Origin of the sequence: uncultured Gilvimarinus sp., from assembly GCF_963972205.1 — a bacterium.
In the GTDB taxonomy this organism is placed as follows: domain Bacteria; phylum Pseudomonadota; class Gammaproteobacteria; order Pseudomonadales; family Cellvibrionaceae; genus Gilvimarinus; species Gilvimarinus japonicus.
In genome coordinates this window covers 82,923-99,750 of sequence record NZ_CAXAUC010000011.1, presented here as the reverse complement: position 1 = coordinate 99,750, position 16,828 = coordinate 82,923, and the positions used below count along the sequence as shown (strand labels likewise).

At 54.4% G+C, this 16,828-nt stretch carries 18 protein-coding genes; 10 read left to right on the top strand and 8 right to left on the bottom strand.

Annotated features, from left to right (window positions below):
* From AACY82_RS14785 to nagA, 4 genes are all read right to left on the bottom strand, one after another.
* Positions 1-331, bottom strand: a 331-nt coding sequence (locus AACY82_RS14785) for a hypothetical protein (protein WP_339617618.1), incomplete at its 3' end; no start/stop codon positions are given.
* A 584-nt stretch (positions 332-915) separates the two neighbouring features.
* Positions 916-1,842, bottom strand: a complete 927-nt coding sequence (locus tag AACY82_RS14780) for a histone deacetylase family protein (RefSeq protein ID WP_339617617.1) — start codon at positions 1,840-1,842, stop codon at positions 916-918.
* 151 nt (positions 1,843-1,993) lie between these two features.
* Positions 1,994-2,785, bottom strand: a complete 792-nt coding sequence (gene nagB, locus AACY82_RS14775) for a glucosamine-6-phosphate deaminase (RefSeq protein WP_339617616.1) — start codon at positions 2,783-2,785, stop codon at positions 1,994-1,996.
* Positions 2,782-3,945 carry an N-acetylglucosamine-6-phosphate deacetylase gene (gene nagA, locus AACY82_RS14770; RefSeq protein ID WP_339617615.1) on the bottom strand — a complete coding sequence of 388 codons (1,164 nt, stop codon included), beginning with the start codon at positions 3,943-3,945 and terminating at the stop codon, positions 2,782-2,784. The genes nagB and nagA overlap by 4 nt, the downstream gene beginning before the upstream one ends.
* Before the next feature lie 303 nt (positions 3,946-4,248).
* Between nagA and AACY82_RS14765 the strand changes: the two genes are divergently transcribed.
* Entirely contained in the window at positions 4,249-4,887 is a 639-nt protein-coding gene (locus tag AACY82_RS14765) for an RpiB/LacA/LacB family sugar-phosphate isomerase (RefSeq protein WP_339617614.1), read from the top strand.
* Positions 4,888-4,983: 96 nt separating this feature from the next.
* Here AACY82_RS14765 and AACY82_RS14760 read toward each other — a convergent pair whose 3' ends face one another.
* On the bottom strand, positions 4,984-5,802 hold the full coding sequence (locus AACY82_RS14760; protein ID WP_339617613.1) for a universal stress protein: 819 nt from the start codon (positions 5,800-5,802) through the stop codon (positions 4,984-4,986).
* A 173-nt stretch (positions 5,803-5,975) separates the two neighbouring features.
* Between AACY82_RS14760 and AACY82_RS14755 the strand changes: the two genes are divergently transcribed.
* Positions 5,976-6,449 carry a MaoC/PaaZ C-terminal domain-containing protein gene (locus AACY82_RS14755; protein ID WP_339617612.1) on the top strand — a complete coding sequence of 158 codons (474 nt, stop codon included), beginning with the start codon at positions 5,976-5,978 and terminating at the stop codon, positions 6,447-6,449.
* Here AACY82_RS14755 and rnt read toward each other — a convergent pair.
* Both rnt and pyrC read right to left on the bottom strand, forming a co-directional pair.
* Positions 6,446-7,057 (bottom strand): ribonuclease T, encoded by a 612-nt coding sequence (rnt, locus tag AACY82_RS14750; protein WP_339617619.1) that lies wholly within the window; start codon positions 7,055-7,057, stop codon positions 6,446-6,448. The genes AACY82_RS14755 and rnt overlap by 4 nt on opposite strands.
* A gap of 125 nt (positions 7,058-7,182) precedes the next feature.
* On the bottom strand, positions 7,183-8,223 hold the full coding sequence (pyrC, locus tag AACY82_RS14745; protein WP_339617611.1) for a dihydroorotase: 1,041 nt from the start codon (positions 8,221-8,223) through the stop codon (positions 7,183-7,185).
* 149 nt (positions 8,224-8,372) lie between these two features.
* Here pyrC and AACY82_RS14740 point away from each other — a divergent pair, with 149 nt between their 5' ends.
* From AACY82_RS14740 to AACY82_RS14725, 4 genes are all read left to right on the top strand, one after another.
* Complete coding sequence (locus AACY82_RS14740; protein WP_339617610.1) at positions 8,373-9,338, top strand: OmpA family protein; 966 nt, start codon at positions 8,373-8,375, stop codon at positions 9,336-9,338.
* 181 nt (positions 9,339-9,519) lie between these two features.
* Positions 9,520-10,917 (top strand): Do family serine endopeptidase, encoded by a 1,398-nt coding sequence (locus tag AACY82_RS14735; protein ID WP_339617609.1) that lies wholly within the window; start codon positions 9,520-9,522, stop codon positions 10,915-10,917.
* A gap of 152 nt (positions 10,918-11,069) precedes the next feature.
* On the top strand, positions 11,070-11,321 hold the full coding sequence (locus AACY82_RS14730) for a succinate dehydrogenase assembly factor 2 (RefSeq protein WP_339617608.1): 252 nt from the start codon (positions 11,070-11,072) through the stop codon (positions 11,319-11,321).
* 37 nt (positions 11,322-11,358) lie between these two features.
* Positions 11,359-11,763 carry a protein YgfX gene (locus AACY82_RS14725; RefSeq protein ID WP_339617607.1) on the top strand — a complete coding sequence of 135 codons (405 nt, stop codon included), beginning with the start codon at positions 11,359-11,361 and terminating at the stop codon, positions 11,761-11,763.
* Here the strand turns inward: AACY82_RS14725 and nadB are convergent.
* Positions 11,741-13,372 (bottom strand): L-aspartate oxidase, encoded by a 1,632-nt coding sequence (nadB, locus tag AACY82_RS14720; RefSeq protein ID WP_339617606.1) that lies wholly within the window; start codon positions 13,370-13,372, stop codon positions 11,741-11,743. The genes AACY82_RS14725 and nadB overlap by 23 nt on opposite strands.
* A gap of 335 nt (positions 13,373-13,707) precedes the next feature.
* Between nadB and rpoE the strand changes: the two genes are divergently transcribed.
* The 4 genes from rpoE to AACY82_RS14700 all read left to right on the top strand — a co-directional run bounded on the left by rpoE (position 13,708) and on the right by AACY82_RS14700 (position 16,795).
* On the top strand, positions 13,708-14,301 hold the full coding sequence (gene rpoE, locus AACY82_RS14715; RefSeq protein WP_339617605.1) for an RNA polymerase sigma factor RpoE: 594 nt from the start codon (positions 13,708-13,710) through the stop codon (positions 14,299-14,301).
* 203 nt (positions 14,302-14,504) lie between these two features.
* A complete protein-coding gene (locus AACY82_RS14710) occupies positions 14,505-15,212 on the top strand; it encodes an RseA family anti-sigma factor (RefSeq protein ID WP_339617604.1) in 708 nt (235 codons plus the stop codon).
* A gap of 3 nt (positions 15,213-15,215) precedes the next feature.
* Positions 15,216-16,334: a MucB/RseB C-terminal domain-containing protein gene (locus tag AACY82_RS14705; RefSeq protein ID WP_339617603.1), complete on the top strand. Its 1,119-nt coding sequence runs from the start codon at positions 15,216-15,218 to the stop codon at positions 16,332-16,334.
* A 2-nt stretch (positions 16,335-16,336) separates the two neighbouring features.
* Positions 16,337-16,795, top strand: a complete 459-nt coding sequence (locus AACY82_RS14700) for a SoxR reducing system RseC family protein (protein WP_339617602.1) — start codon at positions 16,337-16,339, stop codon at positions 16,793-16,795.
* The last annotated feature ends 33 nt before the right edge of the window (positions 16,796-16,828 follow it).

Below are 16,828 nucleotides of genomic sequence, written 5' to 3'. Positions count from 1 at the left end.
TGTTAAGCGAATGTGGTTGAATGATGATCAAACAAAAATCAAAGAAGACGGCTGTGGTGTATGTTTGTGAAAAATGTATTTCTACGGTCTCGTTAGGAGAATAGATGAACATAAAGTTTAATAAACCAATGGTAGCTTTATCTGGAGGTGTACTAGCATCTTTTGTATCGTTGGGCTTGTACTTTCTTATTTTAAATAGACGGCTTCCTTTCTTGAAAAATGAAACTGTCTTTTCTGGTGGTAAGGAAGTTCCAACCGAAGAATTTATAGAGCTAACTTCTCCAATGTTTTTATATGTTGCACCAGTGTTTGTTTTGGTTGGTTTGGTCAATTATTTTATACTAAAAAATAGAGCAAACAAAATTTGAAAAATTCACCTAACAAGGCGAAAAACCTCCACTACGCGTCTTTGTGTATTCGCTTCGCTCATTGTTGCACAAACCCACTCCATTGCGGTTTCCGCTGTGCCGGGCGTTGAGAATTGAGGTCTAGACATGGAAGAAACGGTTGGTTTTTTGTTTATATAGATAACGATAGAGCTATTTTTTTTGGTTGAATATACTTCACGGGTTTTGCGTTGGTGCTCATAATCTCTTTCGGTAAGTTAAAGCCTGATATTCTGTCTCGACTGGAGTCAGGCCGTGTTTCAAAGAAACAAAGCGGCTTTAGAGTGTTCGAGCGGGAAGGAAAAAGTATTTAGGTGCGTGGGCTGTAAGCGTCATGGATTTATTGTTTTGGATCGCTGTCGTAACAGCAATAATAGTGCTTTAGCAAATGTCATATAACAAAGTGTGGTTGCCACCTTGGGCTGGGCGGCGCAAGAAAAGCGTGCAGCCCCAATACGTGGCGTTTGCTCCAAGTTACCCATAGCCAGTAGGTACACAGTTGAATTTTGGTGTACCCCGTACCCCGTACTTAAAGCTTCGCCATCGCCTTAACATGCGCCACCACACTGCGCCCCAGCGCGGGTAAGTCGTACCCACCTTCTAGCATCGAGACGATGCCGCGACATTGCTCGTGCTCGTCGACGTAAGCGCGCAGTTGTTCACTGACCCATTGGTAGTCTTGCTCGGTTAAGCTGACCGACGACATATCGTCCAGTAAATGCGCATCAAAGCCGGCTGACACCAGGATAAGCTCGGGTGCGCAGTCTTCTAGTGCCGGTAGCCAGTGTTCGCTAATTGCTTGTTGGAAGTCCGGGCCTTTGGTGGTGGCTGGTAGCGGTACGTTAACGATGTGTGAACGCTTAACGTCGATGTTGGTATCTGGGTAAAACGGGTACTGAAAGCTGGAGCAAAAGAGTACGCGCGTTTCATTGAGGAAGATGTCTTGGGTGCCGTTGCCGTGGTGTACGTCAAAATCGACGATGGCGACGCGTTTTAGCCCGTAGGCGTCTAGTGCGTGGTAGGCGGCTACGGCGATGTTATTGTACAAACAAAAGCCCATGGCCCGAGCGCGTTCGGCGTGATGGCCCGGTGGGCGCACGTTGCAAAAAACGACTTTGGTGGTGCCTTGCATGACTAGATCAACCCCTTGGACACCGCTGCCGGCGGCGTAACGGGCGGCCACTAAGCTTTGCGGGCTAAGAAATATATCGTCGCCCAGGCTGACAATACCTTCGCTAGGCAAGTGGGTATTAAGCCAGTGCAAGTATTGTTGGTCGTGCGCGCGCGCCAGCTGTGTGTCGGTTACCTCGATGGCATCGCGCTCGGTGAGTACAAACTCCAACCCGCTGCTAAGCAGTTGGTTGTGGATGGCCTCTAACCGCTCGGGGCTCTCGGGGTGGCCGTCGGGCATAGAGTGCTCAAGGCAGGCAGGGTGGCTGATAATAATGGCTGTCATAATTATTATTGTTACATATTTTTTGACGCAATGAATGGCGTTATTTTTGTGGCTATTAGCTCAAATGTAACACTTTGGTGGGGACCTTGTGGCGTGGGGAATGTTTGTCTATTGGTAAGTGGGGCGCGCTAACGCCCCACTTACCATGCTTTTAGCGCCCGAGTAATTGCTCTAGTTTTTGGTTTTCGGTTTCAATGTGTTTGTAAAAGTCGGTATCGCTTAACTGCGAGGCGGCAGCTTCGTCAATGATGATAACCGCGTCTGGGTGCAGCTGCAGGGCCGATGCGGGGCACGCGGCGGTGAGTGGGCCTTCGACGGTGGCTTTGATCGCCTCGGCTTTGGCCTCACCGGTGGCCAGTAGCACGGTTTTTTTCGACTCTAAAATAGTGCCGATGCCCATGGTGATGGATAGCTGCGGCTGGTATTCATCGGCGCTAAAAAAGCGTGAGTTATCGGCGATGGTTTCTTTGGTTAAGGTTTTAATGCGAGTGCGCGAGGCCAGCGACGAGGAGGGCTCGTTAAAGCCGATGTGACCGTTGCGGCCAATGCCTAGCAACTGTATATCAATGCCGCCGGCGTCAGTGATGTCGCGCTCGTATTGCTCGCACGCGGCGCGCGGGTCTTTGGCGTTGCCGGGGGGGACGTGAGTGTTGGCCTTGTCGATATCCACATGGTCGAACAGGTTAACGTTCATAAAGTGACGATAACTTTGCGGATGATCGTCAGCAAGGCCTAGGTACTCATCCAAGTTAAAGCTGTGTGCGTTGGCAAACGATACGTCCCCGTTTTGGTTGCGGGCGATAAGCGCTTTGTAGAGCGCGACCGGAGTCGAACCTGTCGCCAGACCCAGTACCGAATTGGGTTTTTGTTTGAGCTGTTTGCTAAAAATATCGGCGCCATAAGCGGCGACGGCGGCGGCATCTTTTAATATGACGACTTTCATGTTGACTCCACAGATGTATGAGATTGGTGTGCACCGGCAACCCAGGTGTTGCGGACGTTAAAATCATTGTCAAAGTGCACAAGATCGGCGCGCCAACCGGTGGCGATTTGGCCGAGCTGGTTGTCTAACTGTAAATACTGCGCGGGGTAGAGCGATGCCATACGCAGGCATTCGCCCAGCTCAACCCCGACGTCTTGATGGCAAATACGCACCGCGTCGATCATGCCGATGGCGCTGCCGGCCAAGCGGCCCTCGGCGTTTACCAGGGCGCCGTCTTGCTCATAAATAGTTTCGCCGTAAATGCTAAAAGACTTCTGTGTGCTGCCGACGGTCGACATCGCATCGGTGACGAGGTAGAGCTTGCCGTTGGGTTTAGCGTTTAAGGCGGCGCGCACGGCACCTGGGTGCACATGATGGTTGTCGCAAATAATCGCGCACCAGGTGTCGTCACTTGCAAAGGCGGCGCCTACCACGCCCGGATCGCGACCGGTAAGCGGGCGCATGGCGTTGTATAAATGGGTAAAGCCGCTGATGCCTTCATCAATGCCGGCCATTACCTGCTCGTAATGCGCGTTGCTGTGGCCGGCGCAGACAATTAAGCCCGCCTTGACCAAGGTTTTAATTTGGCCTGTGTGTGCGTGCTCGGGGGCCAGAGTAATCATGGTGGCAAAGTCACCGCTGATCTCGGTGAGCCACTGGGTGTCGGCTGGCTCCATCTCGCGAATATAGCGGGCGTTGTGTGCACCGCGCTTGTCCATATCAAAAAATGGTCCTTCGATATGTATGCCTAAAATCCCGCTCATGCCGGAGGTTACGGCATCCGCGACAGCTCTTACTCCAGCTTGATGAGTGTCGCGGGTATCGCTGATTAGGGTTGGCAGCATACTGGTGGTGCCGGTAGGGCGGTGACCATCGAGCATGGTTTGCAGTGCGCTAACACTGGTATCATTAGTAAAGAAGCTGCCGCCGCCGCCGTTGACCTGTAGGTCAATAAAGCCGGGGGCGATAATACCGCCGTCGAGGTCGATTATGTCGGCATCGTGGACAACGTTGTCATTTCCGGCCGTAAAAATCAGCTTATCGCCGTCAATAATCAGTACCTGATTATCCAAAAACTTGTCGCCAGTAAAAATTCTGGCTCCTACAAGTGCTTGTTTCATAAGAATATTTACCTGTTTTGTGGGTAAACAAAGAGGTTTGCTGCTAGTCGCGGCGCCACTTTGGTGCTTACTCTTTGGGCTATTATCGAACGTTTTTGGCCTTGGTTGCAATCAATTGTGTTTATTTTTGCCCGTCTCCTAACTCGTAGGGTGGGACGTGATGTATACTTTGATGATTGGTAAGACCACAAAGGTTGACCAAAATTGGTAAAGTTGTTAGGCTGTCTGCCTTGTGGCGATGTTACGCCAAGCCTGCGGTGAGCATCCCAAATTCATTTCTGTTAAAAAGTCAGAGAGTTGTCCATGAAAATTGCATTGATGAACGAGTTCAGTCAAGCCGGTAAGAACCCTATTATCCTGAAAGAGCTGGAAGGCGTCGCCGCGGAGCAAGGTCACAGTGTGTTTAATGTCGGTATGTCCGGCGATAACGATCATCGTTTAACTTATATTCACTTGGGCATTGTTGCCAGCTTGTTGCTTAATTCTAAGGCGGTGGATTTTGTGGTCAGCGGTTGCGGCACCGGTCAGGGTGCTTTGATGTCGTTAAATGCTTACCCCGGCGTTTGCTGTGGTTACTGCATTGACCCGGCGGATGCGTATTTATTTGCGCAAATTAATAACGGTAACGCGCTGGCGCTGCCTTTTGCCAAAGGTTTTGGTTGGGGCGCCGAGTTGAATGTGCGCTATATCTTTGAAAAGGCCTTTACCGGCGTGACCGGCCAAGGTTATCCGCCAGAGCGCCGCGAGTCGCAAGTGACTAACGCGGGTATCTTAAATGGCGTGAAAGAGGCAACCAGCAAAAGCTTTTTGGATGGTTTAAAAGCCATTGACCCAGAGTTGGTTAAAACCGCTGTGGGTGGCGAGCGCTTTCAGCAGTGCTTCTTTGATAACTGCCAGGATGCCGAGATTGAAGCGTTTGTACGCGAGGTGTTGGCGGCTTAAGTTAAGCCTGCACCCAGTACAAAAAAGCCCAGCATTGCGCTGGGCTTTTTTGTGTCTCTATCTTGTTGCTTTACTTGCGTGTTTTATTCACACGCATCAGCCGTGGTTAATCACCATAACATCGGTGTCCAACGCGTCGATAAGGCGCTCGGCGGTGTTGCCGCGGCGTGTTTTCGTCATGCCGTTTTGGCCTAGCGTACCCATCACGACTAAGTCGGCATTAATATTTTCTGCCACCTTAGAGACCACATCAGAGGTGTAACCGTTGTCCACATGGATACGGTCTGTGGGCACCCCGGTCTCGTTGGCTAAGCGGCCGCGGTCTGGGTAGCTGTACGAATCCATATAGCCGTTGACGACATGTAGCTCAGCGTCATAAACCTCACAGAAGTGACGAGCTTCGGCCAAGATTTTCTCGTTTAGCTCAACTTGTACATCGCGCGTCGCCTGGAAGTTAACGGCGGCCAAAATCTTTTTGCGCTCAGTGCGGGCACTTGGGCGAATCAATACGACAGGGCATGCAGCGCCTTTTAATAGCTCCCACTTAGATTCGGTAAAGAAAAAGCGGCGGTTGCTGGTGTTGGCGTGAACCGGTAGGTAAATCAGGCTGGCATTGGCACGCTTGGCCGATTGCATGATTGACTCTTGCCACTCGGATGACCAAGAAACCTCAATCAGGTGCTCGACGCCAGCGTTGTTAAGTACCACGCGAATTTGCTCTTCAAACCAGCTTTGGTCGCGCACCAGGTTGGCGTTATAGGCGCGAGTGTCAACGGCGTTGCCATCGACCGCGACAAACACATGGACAAAGGGCTTAACCTCTTGCAGTTGTGATGTCAGCGCAACGCGCTCCAGAGCGACGTGTTGTTCGTCGTTGGGATCCACTACTACAAACATTATTTGCTGCTTGGACATGGGTTCTCCTACTGTTTCCCTTTGATCGTACCGTTCTATGTTATTGATTATCGCGCATTAATGGCGCGCTGTCAGTGGGCCAAGCATAGCAAGTTGGCCGCCGTGTGAATAGCGGCGCGCCGCATTGGTTGCGGTACAATAGCGCGTTTTAATCACTTTTTAGGAGTAGGCCTATGCCGCAATTGATTTCGACCGGCTTTAGCGAGCTAACCGAGGGGCAGCAAGCCCGCTTGGAACGCAGATTAACCACCGAGGTTATTCGCCAGTATGCGGCGGTGAGTGGCGATGTGAATCCTGTGCATCTGGACGCCGAGTACGCGGCAACCACCGCTTTTTGTGAGCCTATTGGCCACGGTATGTGGCTCGGGGCGTTAGTGTCGGCGGCCATTGCCACCCAGTTGCCGGGGCCAGGCTCGGTGTACCGCGCTCAGCAGCTGCAGTTTAAGCAGCCCATCAAGGTTGGTGATACGGCCGTAGTGACGTTAACCGTTAAAGAGCTGAAAGCGCGGATGCGCTTGGTAGTGCTTGGCTGTGAGGTGCACAACCAAGAGGGCACGCTCTTGGCACGCGGTGAAGCTGAGGTTATTGCTCCGCCCGAAAGTGCAACCATGGAGGCGCCCGAGCTGCCCCGTGTGCAGGTAGATTAAAGCTCTAGTGGCGACCAACCGCCCAGCTCTTGCCAACGATTGACGATCAGGCAAAACAGCTCGGCGGTCTTTTCGGCGTCGTAAGCGGCTGAGTGCGCGGCGCTGTTGCTAAACTCAATGCCCGCCAGTTGGCAGGTTTTGGCCAGAACCGTGTGGCCAAAAGCAAGGCCCGACAGGGTGGCGGTGTCAAAGCACGAGAACGGGTGAAACGGGTTGCGTTTGATCTCGCAGCGGTTGATGGCGGCGTTGATAAACCCCAGGTCGAAGTGGGCGTTGTGGCCCACCATCACCGCCCGGGTGCAGCCTTGCTCTTTGACCGCACGTCTAACCCCTTGCAGCAGTTCAATCATTGCCATGGGTTCTGGGTCGGCAAAGCGGTCCGGGCTATCCAGATCGATGCCGGTAAAATCCAGTGCCGACTGCTCGATATTGGCGCCGTCAAAAGGCTCAATATGGTACTCCAGAGTTTGGTCTGGCAGGAGTAGGCCGTTCTCGTCCATGGTTAGGGTGACGGCCGCCACTTCTAACAGTGCATCGCGCCCACTGTTAAAACCGCCGGTTTCCACGTCCACCACCACCGGCAAAAAACCGCGAAAGCGCTGGGCCATAGGTGAGCTGGTGTCTCGGTCAAACTCGGGGGGCGTGGGGTTCACTGGGTTTCCTTAAGTTGGGTTGACGTTAAATGCTGAAATAATAATGTCTGGGTTGTGCCGGGCTGTTGCCCGACACGCCATTAAACGCTGTCTTTTACTTGCCAGTTGAGGGTCTCGCCGGCGCATAAAGGAACGATTTTTTCGTCCAGATACGCTAATGAACTGGGCATTTCCCAGGGCTGGCGCACTAATGTGATGGTATCTTGGTTGCGTGACAAGCCGTAAAAATCCGCGCCAAAGTGACTGGCAAAGCCCTCTAGTTTATCCAGCGCGCCGGCCGCATCGAAAGCTTCGGTGTAAAGCTCGATGGCGCTGTAGGCGGTGTAGCTGCCGGCACAGCCGCAAGCGGCTTCTTTTTTGCTTTTGGCGTGCGGCGCCGAGTCAGTGCCTAGAAAAAACTTAGGGTTGCCGCTGGTGGCGGCGGCCATGAGTGCTTGCTGGTGGCTTTGACGCTTTAGAATGGGCAGGCAGTAATAATGAGGCCTGATGCCACCGGCCAGCATGTGATTGCGATTGTAGAGCAGGTGGTGGGCGGTAATGGTCGCCGCTACGTTAGCTGGTGCCGCCAGGACAAACTCGGCGGCGTCGCGGGTGGTAATGTGCTCAAGCACAATATTCAGCTCTGGAAAGTCGTTGACGACTTTGGCCAGCGAGCGCTCTAAGAAGGTTTTCTCCCGGTCAAAAATATCAATGCCCGAATCGGTTACCTCGCCGTGTATAAGAAGGTGCATCCCCTCGCGCTGCATGGCTTCTAAGGCCGGATACAAGTGTGCGAGGTCGGTGACCCCCGAGTCGGAGTTAGTGGTGGCGCCAGCGGGGTATAGCTTACCGGCCACCACGCCGGCGGCGCGCGCGGCGCTGATGTCGGCGGCGCTGGTGTTGTCGGTTAAGTAGAGCACCATCAGGGGTTCAAACTGGCGGCCGGCCGGTATCTGTGCGGTAATCCGGTCGCGATAAGCCAGTGCTTGCTCGGCGTTCATGACTGGCGGCACCAAATTGGGCATTACGATAGTGCGGGCAAATTGCCGGGCAGCGTCGGGCACAGTGCGTGCTAATGCGTCGCCATCGCGCAGGTGAATGTGCCAGTCGTCCGGGCGGGTAATCGTTAATTCTTGAGTCATGATGTGAGCTTTTGTCTGTAAAGGCTCGCATCCTAGCAAAAATGCCGCTAAAGCGCAGCCGTCTCGGGCCGATACCCCTTACAGACCCCTTGTGGGTGATATAACTGACTGGTGTTAGGGGCGAGGTGGATGAGCGAGGTAATAGGTTAATGGTGTGGCGTAAGCTCCGACAGCGGCTTGTCTCGCGCTCTGTGCTGCTGGCGTTAGGCGTTAGTGCCGGCCCCGTGCTGGCTATTACCTTTGAGGCGCCGATGGAGCTTAGCCGCTGGCAGGTGGATGCCAGTGCTTTTGCCTGTAAATTGTATCAGCCGCTTAATCGTTATGGCGAGGCGGTGTTTATGCGCCGCGCCGGCGAGCCACAGCGCTTTTATCTGCGTGAGCAAAACCGTCAGTTTGCCGAAGGTGAGGCTCAGTTATTAGTGCAGGCGCCGCGCTGGCAGGGCAGTGGCGCAAGGCGTCCGCTGGGCACGGTGCCGGTGGTGTCCGGTGAAGAGCCCATTCGTATGGATTGGCAAGCCTCCCAGCGATTGATCGGCGAGTTGCAAAATGGTCAGCAGTTGTTGTTTTCCCATCGGGCCTGGTACGAAGAGGCAACACCGGTAAAAGTCGTACTTGAGCCGATCCGGTTTCGTTTGGCGTTTAGTGAGTTCCAGCAGTGCCTTGGCGGTTTGTTGCCGGTTAACTACGATCAAATCCATCGCAGTAGTGTGGTGTTTACCGGCGGTGCACCAGAGTTTGACCCTGATCAGCAGCCGCTATTGGACAACTTGATTCAGTACGTCTTAGCCGATCAGTATGTCACCACGGTCGTGATTGATGGCCATACGGACGGCCAAGGGTTGCGTGCCGACAATTTAGAGTTGTCTAAGCAGCGGGCCGAGTTTGTCGCCGACTACCTTACTACCCGCGGGGTTCCGCAAGAGCTGCTGCAAGTTCGCTGGCACGGCGAGCGCTACCCAGTGGCGTCTAACCGCTCGGCCGAGGGGCGCGCCGAAAACCGCCGCGTTACCTTGCGCATTGACCGGTTCGAACCTAAATCACAAACCCTTGAGGCGCGCGGTGACGATAGCGCGCAAGACTCCGATGCTCCGGAGCAGGCGACAACACAATCGTAAACGTTGGCGGCGATGAGAGCTTGTTAGAGTTTTCCACCGTCGTTTTTTGCGTGTAAATATTTATAAACCCTCGGAATCTTTGCCTCTGTGCTGTGTCCAAACGCCCGTAACGCAATCATGCCTGCCTTCGGTTTTATACCCGTGGTACGTCGTAACTGGAAGACACAGAGGTGATACTTAAATGCAGCAAACCGTGTTAAATGCCCGAGCACTGATGGGCGTATTGGTATTGTCCATGTTGGCACTGACGGCCCGTGCCGCCGCACTGCCTGAATTTACCGACTTGATCGAAAAGAGTGCGCCGGCCGTGGTGAAAATTACCACGAGCAAAACCGTCAGCAGTGGCGGGCCCAGTATGGATCAGCTACAGGATTTACCCGAGGCCTACCGACATTTGTTTCCGCAGCCTAGTCCGCGCGAGCGTCACGCTCAGTCGATGGGGTCGGGTTTTATCATTAGTAACAACGGCTATATCTTGACGAATAACCACGTAGTGGATTCCGCCGATGAAATTAACGTGCGCTTGTTTGATAAGCGCGAGTTGATGGCTGAGGTGATTGGCGTTGACCCGCTATCGGATTTGGCGCTGTTAAAAATCGACGCCGAAGATTTGCCGACGCTAAGCTTGGCAAAAAATGACAATTTAAAAGTGGGGCAGTGGGTAGTAGCCATTGGCTCGCCATTTGGTTTGGATTACTCGGCCAGTGCCGGCATTGTCAGTGCCATGGGGCGCTCCATTCACGCCCATGATAGCCAGTATGTTCCGTTTATTCAGACCGATGTGGCGATTAACCCCGGCAACTCCGGTGGCCCGCTGTTTAATTTAAAAGGTGAGGTGGTCGGGATTAACTCGCAAATTTACAGTCGCTCGGGCGGCTCGAATGGTTTGTCATTCTCGATCCCCGCCGACGTCGCCTCTGAGGTGGTGGCGCAGTTAATGGATAGCGGCAGCGTGCAGCGCGGTTGGTTGGGTGTTGCCATTTCTGATGTGAGCCGCGATGTGGCCATCTCGTTTGGGTTGTCTAAACCGATCGGTGCCCTGGTGAATGATGTGGAGCCGGGTAGCCCGGCCGAAGAGGCCGGCCTTAAGCCCAGCGATATTATCGTTTTGTTTGATGGTGCCGAGGTACTTGATTCAGGCGTTTTACCGCAACTGGTGGGGCGCATGGCGCCGGGAACCGAGGTTGAGCTGACGGTAATGCGCGGCGGCAAAAAGCAATCTTTGGATGTAACGTTGGGTGAGCGCGACTCTGATCCGGAAGAGGTGGCAAGCTTTGGCGATGCCGCCGGTCTCGACCGGTTGGGGCTGAAGCTTGAGCCCCTGAGTGAACAGTATCGCGAGCGCTCGAATCTGGATGGTGGTGTGTTGGTGCGCCAAGTCGAGCCCAATTCGGCCGCGGCTGCCACCGGTCTGCGCCCTGGTGACGTGATTGTTCAGCTGGGTTATGACGGGGTGCAAGATCTGGATGAGTACCGCAAGATCGTCAAAGGCTTAGATGAAGACAAGTTAGTGCCTATTCGCTTTTACCGTCGCGGCCAATCGATGATTCGCACCATCAAAATTGAGTCAGACGATTAAGGTGTTTGATCGCTTTTAGTCCCTAGTACTGAGGCAGCCTAGCTGCCTCTTTTTTTGTCCGTTGATTGGTCATCGCCCAGTGTGGTTACGGCGAGCTGTGCGTTATACTGCGGCCTGCTATCGTTAGATATACATTAATACGGGGTATGTACGTGGAGCGAAATCGCTTATTTTGGGGCAGCCGGCGCGGTATGCTGGAGTTGGATCTGATTCTGCTGCCTTTTTTGGATAATGTTTACCCGACACTCGCGCCGGAAGATCAGTTGCGCTACCAGCAGCTGCTAGAGTGTGAAGACCAAGATATGTTTGCCTGGCTGCTGCACCGCCACGAGCCAGACAACCCCGAGCTGCAAAGGATTGTACAAATTGTTCGCGACAACACCGGAATGCCAGACGACGCCTGAGCATCGGCGACCCTCTCTGCGGGCAGAGCCATTTACCATGGTCGTGCGCCCGTCACGTTATCTGCGCAATTGCTATTTAATCGTTTACGCTGTCTTGACGTTACTCACGTTGGGCTTGACGGCCTTAGGGGGCGCTTTTGCGCTGCTAGCGTTGACGGTCAGCGTTTTGCTTGTCTGGCAGCTGGCCTCTAGATTGCGCTGGCAAGCCGAGCAGTATTGGCGTGTGCAGTGCGACTCGGAAGGTTGGTGGCTGGGGCGTGTCGGCGCAGAGCTAAAGCCCGCCCGACTCGTCGGTGGCACTCGATTATGGCGGACACTCACCTTTTTGACGCTTCTTGACGAGCAGGGTACACACCCGCTGCTGCTCTGCCCCGATAGCGCGGCGCCCGATGAGTTGCGCCGCTTGCGGGTGTGGTTGATTAGTCGACGGGGCTTTTGCTGACAATAATGTCTTGCCCGGCAAAATTGGTGGGTACCAGCATAGTGTCGCGGGCGATTGTGCTTTGACGTGGATGATCCAGCGAATAGTGCAGGCCGCGACTCTCTTTGCGCTCCATGGCCGAGCGAATAATCAGCTCGGCGACCGTGGTTAAGTTGCGCAGCTCGATTAAATCACTGCTGACTTTGTAGTTGCTGTAATACTCGGCAATTTCTTTTTGCAGCAGTTTAATCCGGTGGGTGGCGCGTTCCAGTCGCTTGTGCGTGCGCACGATCCCCACGTAATCCCACATAAAACGACGCAGCTCATCCCAGTTGTGCGAGATCACCACATCTTCATCGGAGTTGGTCACCCGGCTTTCGTCCCAGTTGGGGGATTGGTCCGGCTCGTTTAGGTCGTCCATTTTAAGCAAGATATGCTCGGCGGCCGATTGTGCGTAAACGATACACTCCAGCAGTGAGTTGGATGCCATGCGGTTGGCGCCGTGCAGACCGGTAAACGAGGTTTCGCCAATGGCGTACAAATTTTGTAAGTCCGTTTGGCCGTTGCGATCCACCACTACGCCGCCACAGGTGTAATGGGCGGCCGGCACCACGGGTATAGGGTCGCGGGTAATGTCGATGCCGTATTCTAGGCAGCGCGCCTTAACCGTAGGGAAGTGCTCGGCAATAAAGGCCTCGGATTTGTGCGAGATATCCAGGTAGACGCAGTCGCAACCCAGGCGCTTAATCTCGTGGTCAATGGCGCGGGCGACGATATCGCGTGGTGCTAGCTCGGCGCGCTCATCAAAGCGCGGCATAAATCGCTCGCCATTAGGCAGCTTTAAATAAGCGCCTTCACCGCGCAGGGCTTCGGTAATCAAAAAGGTGCGAGCTTTAGGGTGGTACAAGCAGGTGGGGTGGAATTGGTTAAATTCCATATTGGCTACCCGGCAGCCGGCTCGCCACGCCATGGCGATACCGTCGCCGCTGGCGCTGTCGGGGTTGCTGGTATAAAGGTACACCTTGCTGGCCCCACCGGTGGCCAAAACCACCACTTTAGCCTGAAACACATGAACGTGATCGGCCTCGCGCGATAGGGCATAGGCGCCGCTGCAGCGCAGCTTGCGTGAGTCGGCATCCGCCTGGCTGATTAAGTTAAGGGCTACGTGGTGCTCAAAAATTTCGATTGAAGGGTGGCTGCGTACTCGGTCGATTAGAGTGCTGTGCACCGCTTGGCCGGTGGCGTCGGCACTGTGAATAATACGCCGATGGCTGTGGCCGCCCTCCTGGGTAAGGTGATAGCCGTTGGAGTCATGCTCGCGAGTAAAATTGACCCCTTGGTTGATCAGCCACTTGATGGCTCCGCGCGAGCGCTCGACGGTAAAGCGCACCGCGTCTTCGTGGCATAAGCCAGAACCCGCGACTAAGGTGTCGGCGACATGGGCCTCTACTGAGTCTTGATCGTCGAGCACTGCCGCAATGCCGCCTTGGGCAAACCAGGTCGAGCCCTCGTTAATGGCGCTTTTGCTTAGTACCGCGACGCGGGCGCGGTCGGCGAGCTGCAGTGCGAGGGTGAGCCCCGCAGCGCCCGAGCCGATAATAAGCACATCGTGACTGTAGTGTTGGTTCATAGTGTGGTCTTTGATCCAAGGGGGTCAGCAGTATATCAAGATCCGAGTTTGGGGTGGGCTATTATCGCCTCTGCGGTTGTCGGGCCGTAAGGCGTTAGTGTACACAGTTATAAACACGTATAATCAGCGTGGAACTTCTTATAGCGCCGGCATGTCTATTGGGCACTAAATTCGACATTGCGCTATAGAGTGAAGGCAGTGCTATATAATGGCGGCGTAACAGGTGCTACCGGCGTCGCATAAAGATGCCACCCGCTGATCTGGCTTTTGCAGGTTGGTTTGCTCACAGTTTTGTAAGTCACTTCGCGTGTGCGGGGTGTTTTGGGGGTTAGACGATGACAGCGCAATCTGCGCCGGATACTGATCAGCAGTTAGTCGAGCGTGTGCAAAAAGGTGATAAGCGCGCGTTTGACCTGCTGGTGGTAAAGTACCAACACAAAATATTTTCTATTATTGGTCGTTACATTCGTGATCATGCTGAAGTACAGGATGTCGCGCAGGATGCGTTTATCAAGGCGTATCGTGCGCTGGGCAACTTCCGTGGTGAGAGTGCGTTTTACACTTGGCTGTATCGCATTGCGATCAATACGGCGAAAAATCACTTGGTGTCACGCTCGCGCCGGCCGCCTTCGTCAGATGTAGAGGTCGATGATGCCGAGTATTACTCCGGCTCCGATCTGTTAAAAGACGCGGACACCCCCGAAAGTAACCTGCTGTGCGATGAGATCAAGGCGGCCGTTGACGAGGCGATATCGGCGCTGCCAGAAGATCTGCGCTCGGCGGTAACCTTGCGCGAGATGGAAGGGCTAAGCTATGAGGATATCGCCGCGATCATGGATTGCCCGGTAGGCACGGTGCGTTCACGCATCTTCCGTGCGCGTGAGGCGATCGATAAGCGCATTGCGCCGCTGCTGGATCGGGCAGAATAAAAAATGATGCGAACCTGAATCTTGGCTGAACCTTTTACGAAAAGCTGTGTCAGACAGGATAAGCAAGATGTAAATCTTTGTAATCTCGGTCGGTGTGGGGTATGTTTAGCAGCCCTAAACACGTTCTACTTAACGTTGTAATCGGCGAGCTTGGTTGTCACCCATTTGGCCCATATTGGGCATGTATATAGGTAAACGCGAGCATGACAGAGCAGTCTTTAGATACTCAGTTGGCAGAATCACTATCGGCACTGTCCGATAACGAGGCGTCCGAGCTAGAGCTGGCGCGAATCCTCAAAGCCAGCGAGGGCGATTCGCTCAAAGCTAAGTGGTCCCGCTACCAAGTGGCGCGCTCGGCAATGCGGGGCGACTTGCCCGCCGAGTTGGCCCCCTCAGGTTTTGCCGATCAACTGAGTGCAGCGCTGGCCGAAGAACCAACCCCTGAGCTTGAGTCCAGCAAAAGCGCCGCGAAACAAACGGCAAGCGGCACTGTCGCGGGCGTATCGCGCTGGTGGTTAGGCTTGGGTCGGGTGGCGGTAGCCGCCTCAGTAACGGGCGCTATTGTTATCGGTGCTCAGCTTTATCAAGCCGGTGGTACTCTGCCAGAGACTAACACCATGGCCGCCGACAGCGGCGAAAAAACCATCAGTGCTCCCGACAACTCGCTGCCTATTGGCTATGGTGCGCCGGCCCTGCCTGCGCAGCAGGTCAGTGCCGAGATGGGCGGTTATCAACCGCAGCGGGCTCGCCAAGTGGTGTTTGAGCCTCGTCGCGCCGATGTTAAGGTATCGAACGAGCAGATTCGCGCCTATTTAAATCAGTTGGTCGAAGAGCACACCGATCACGCGGCGGTTAATAGCGCACAGGGCATGCTGCCCTACGCCCGGGTCCCTTTAATCGAAGAAGAGTAATGTATGTCGCACCGTCGGTTCGCCGGCTTCGTGCTGTTGCTGTTGAGCCCCTTGGGGTTTGCCCAGATTCAGAACGAGAGCAGCCCCTCCGAGCCGCCTGAGGCGGCCTCTGTCAATGATTCCTCGGCCGCCGCTCCCGATGCGGCAGAGCCTACCGCTGGTCAGCCCGCACCCGAGCAAGAGCAAATGGTTGATACCGGGCTGGACTCCAGTCCTCATCAGCTGCCCTCGGTACGCGAGTTGCTGGAGCACATGTCACAGCGTCAGCAAAGTTTGAATTATCGCGGCACTTTTACCTACCAAAACAATGCCGGCACCGAGAGCTTTCAGTTACAGCACTGGGTGGATGGCGATACGGAAAATCAGCGACTGTATTATCTAAATGGCCCCGAGCGCGAGGCAGTGATGCGCCACACCACCCAGTGCGAAACACTGGCAGAGCAGCTGATTGCCGGTAAGCTTAGTGGTTTGGCAGACAATTTTTCCAGTTTAGATCGTCTGTATAGCTTTTCAATTCGCGGGGTCGAGCGGGTGGCCGGTCGGCTGGCTACGGTGCTGCAGGTGGTGCCGCGAGATACGTTTCGTTTTGGTTACTTTTTTAGCGTCGATCGCGAGACCGGGCTGCTATTAAAAACACTATTGGTGGATGAACATCAGCGAATCGTCGAGCAGTTTCAGTTTATTGATTTGCAAACTGGCCTTGCGGTGTCCGATTTTGCCACGGAGCGCGATGCCGGTATTGTCCACCGGGTTGACGCCGATAAAGTGTCTGGCTGTAATAAACCGCTAGCGTCCGCACCGTCGCAGTGGGCATTGAGCTGGCTGCCAGCAGGCTTTGCGTTTTCGGGGCAGCGAGTAGTGCATGCCGATACCGAGATGCTAATGTATACCGATGGTTTATCGACGTTTTCGATATTTTTGGATCCCGTTGAAGGCAAACTGGTGATCGAAGGGCGCGCTCAGCGCGGCGCGACAAATTTTTATATGCAGGGGCTGACCCGTGCCGGTCAAACATACCAAGTGACGGTCGTGGGCGAAATTCCGCTAGCGGTTGCCGAAAGAATGGCGCAGTCTATCGGTGTGAATGACACAGCGCCTGCCCAGCCCCAACCGAGAGGTTAGCTATGCTGCTTGAAACCGGTAGTGTCGTTGCTGTCGAGCCAGACGGCTTATGGGTAGAGACGATTCAGCGCTCTACCTGCGGCAGCTGCGCAGCGCAAAAAGGTTGCGGCCAAAGCCTGCTGGCTAAGCTCACCGGGCATACGAGTTATTTGTGGGTGTCATTGGCGGGGCGCTCAGCGGACGATTACCACATCGGCGATGAAATTCAGCTGGGGGTGCCGGAAGAGGTGGTCGCTAACGGCTCGTTGTTTGTGTATTTTTTGCCGCTGCTGACACTGTTAGCGGCAACTGTGGCGGCACACTACAGTATTGGCCGTGAAGGTGTCACTGCGCTGGCGGCGATTGCCGGATTATTGGCCGGCGGCGCGCTGGTGCGCTGGCGAGCTTATACCACCCGCCACGACAGCCGCTTGCAACCTGTGTTAGTCGATGATCGGCAAGTGGTTCAACTCGTTGGTTAGCCACTGAGCGGGGCCGCCTTGGCCTTGTCTTGT

Bases quoted from the DNA above. Each gene is read 5' to 3' on its own strand.
- AACY82_RS14780 (WP_339617617.1), bottom strand. From the start codon at position 1,842: ATGACAGCCATTATTATCAGCCACCCTGCCTGCCTTGAGCACTCTATG.
- nagB (WP_339617616.1), bottom strand. From the start codon at position 2,785: ATGAAAGTCGTCATATTAAAAGATGCCGCCGCCGTCGCCGCTTATGGC.
- nagA (WP_339617615.1), bottom strand. From the start codon at position 3,945: ATGAAACAAGCACTTGTAGGAGCCAGAATTTTTACTGGCGACAAGTTT.
- AACY82_RS14765 (WP_339617614.1), top strand. From the start codon at position 4,249: ATGAAAATTGCATTGATGAACGAGTTCAGTCAAGCCGGTAAGAACCCT.
- AACY82_RS14760 (WP_339617613.1), bottom strand. From the start codon at position 5,802: ATGTCCAAGCAGCAAATAATGTTTGTAGTAGTGGATCCCAACGACGAA.
- AACY82_RS14755 (WP_339617612.1), top strand. From the start codon at position 5,976: ATGCCGCAATTGATTTCGACCGGCTTTAGCGAGCTAACCGAGGGGCAG.
- rnt (WP_339617619.1), bottom strand. From the start codon at position 7,057: ATGGCCCAGCGCTTTCGCGGTTTTTTGCCGGTGGTGGTGGACGTGGAA.
- pyrC (WP_339617611.1), bottom strand. From the start codon at position 8,223: ATGACTCAAGAATTAACGATTACCCGCCCGGACGACTGGCACATTCAC.
- AACY82_RS14740 (WP_339617610.1), top strand. From the start codon at position 8,373: ATGGTGTGGCGTAAGCTCCGACAGCGGCTTGTCTCGCGCTCTGTGCTG.
- AACY82_RS14735 (WP_339617609.1), top strand. From the start codon at position 9,520: ATGCAGCAAACCGTGTTAAATGCCCGAGCACTGATGGGCGTATTGGTA.
- AACY82_RS14725 (WP_339617607.1), top strand. From the start codon at position 11,359: ATGGTCGTGCGCCCGTCACGTTATCTGCGCAATTGCTATTTAATCGTT.
- nadB (WP_339617606.1), bottom strand. From the start codon at position 13,372: ATGAACCAACACTACAGTCACGATGTGCTTATTATCGGCTCGGGCGCT.
- rpoE (WP_339617605.1), top strand. From the start codon at position 13,708: ATGACAGCGCAATCTGCGCCGGATACTGATCAGCAGTTAGTCGAGCGT.
- AACY82_RS14710 (WP_339617604.1), top strand. From the start codon at position 14,505: ATGACAGAGCAGTCTTTAGATACTCAGTTGGCAGAATCACTATCGGCA.
- AACY82_RS14705 (WP_339617603.1), top strand. From the start codon at position 15,216: ATGTCGCACCGTCGGTTCGCCGGCTTCGTGCTGTTGCTGTTGAGCCCC.
- AACY82_RS14700 (WP_339617602.1), top strand. From the start codon at position 16,337: ATGCTGCTTGAAACCGGTAGTGTCGTTGCTGTCGAGCCAGACGGCTTA.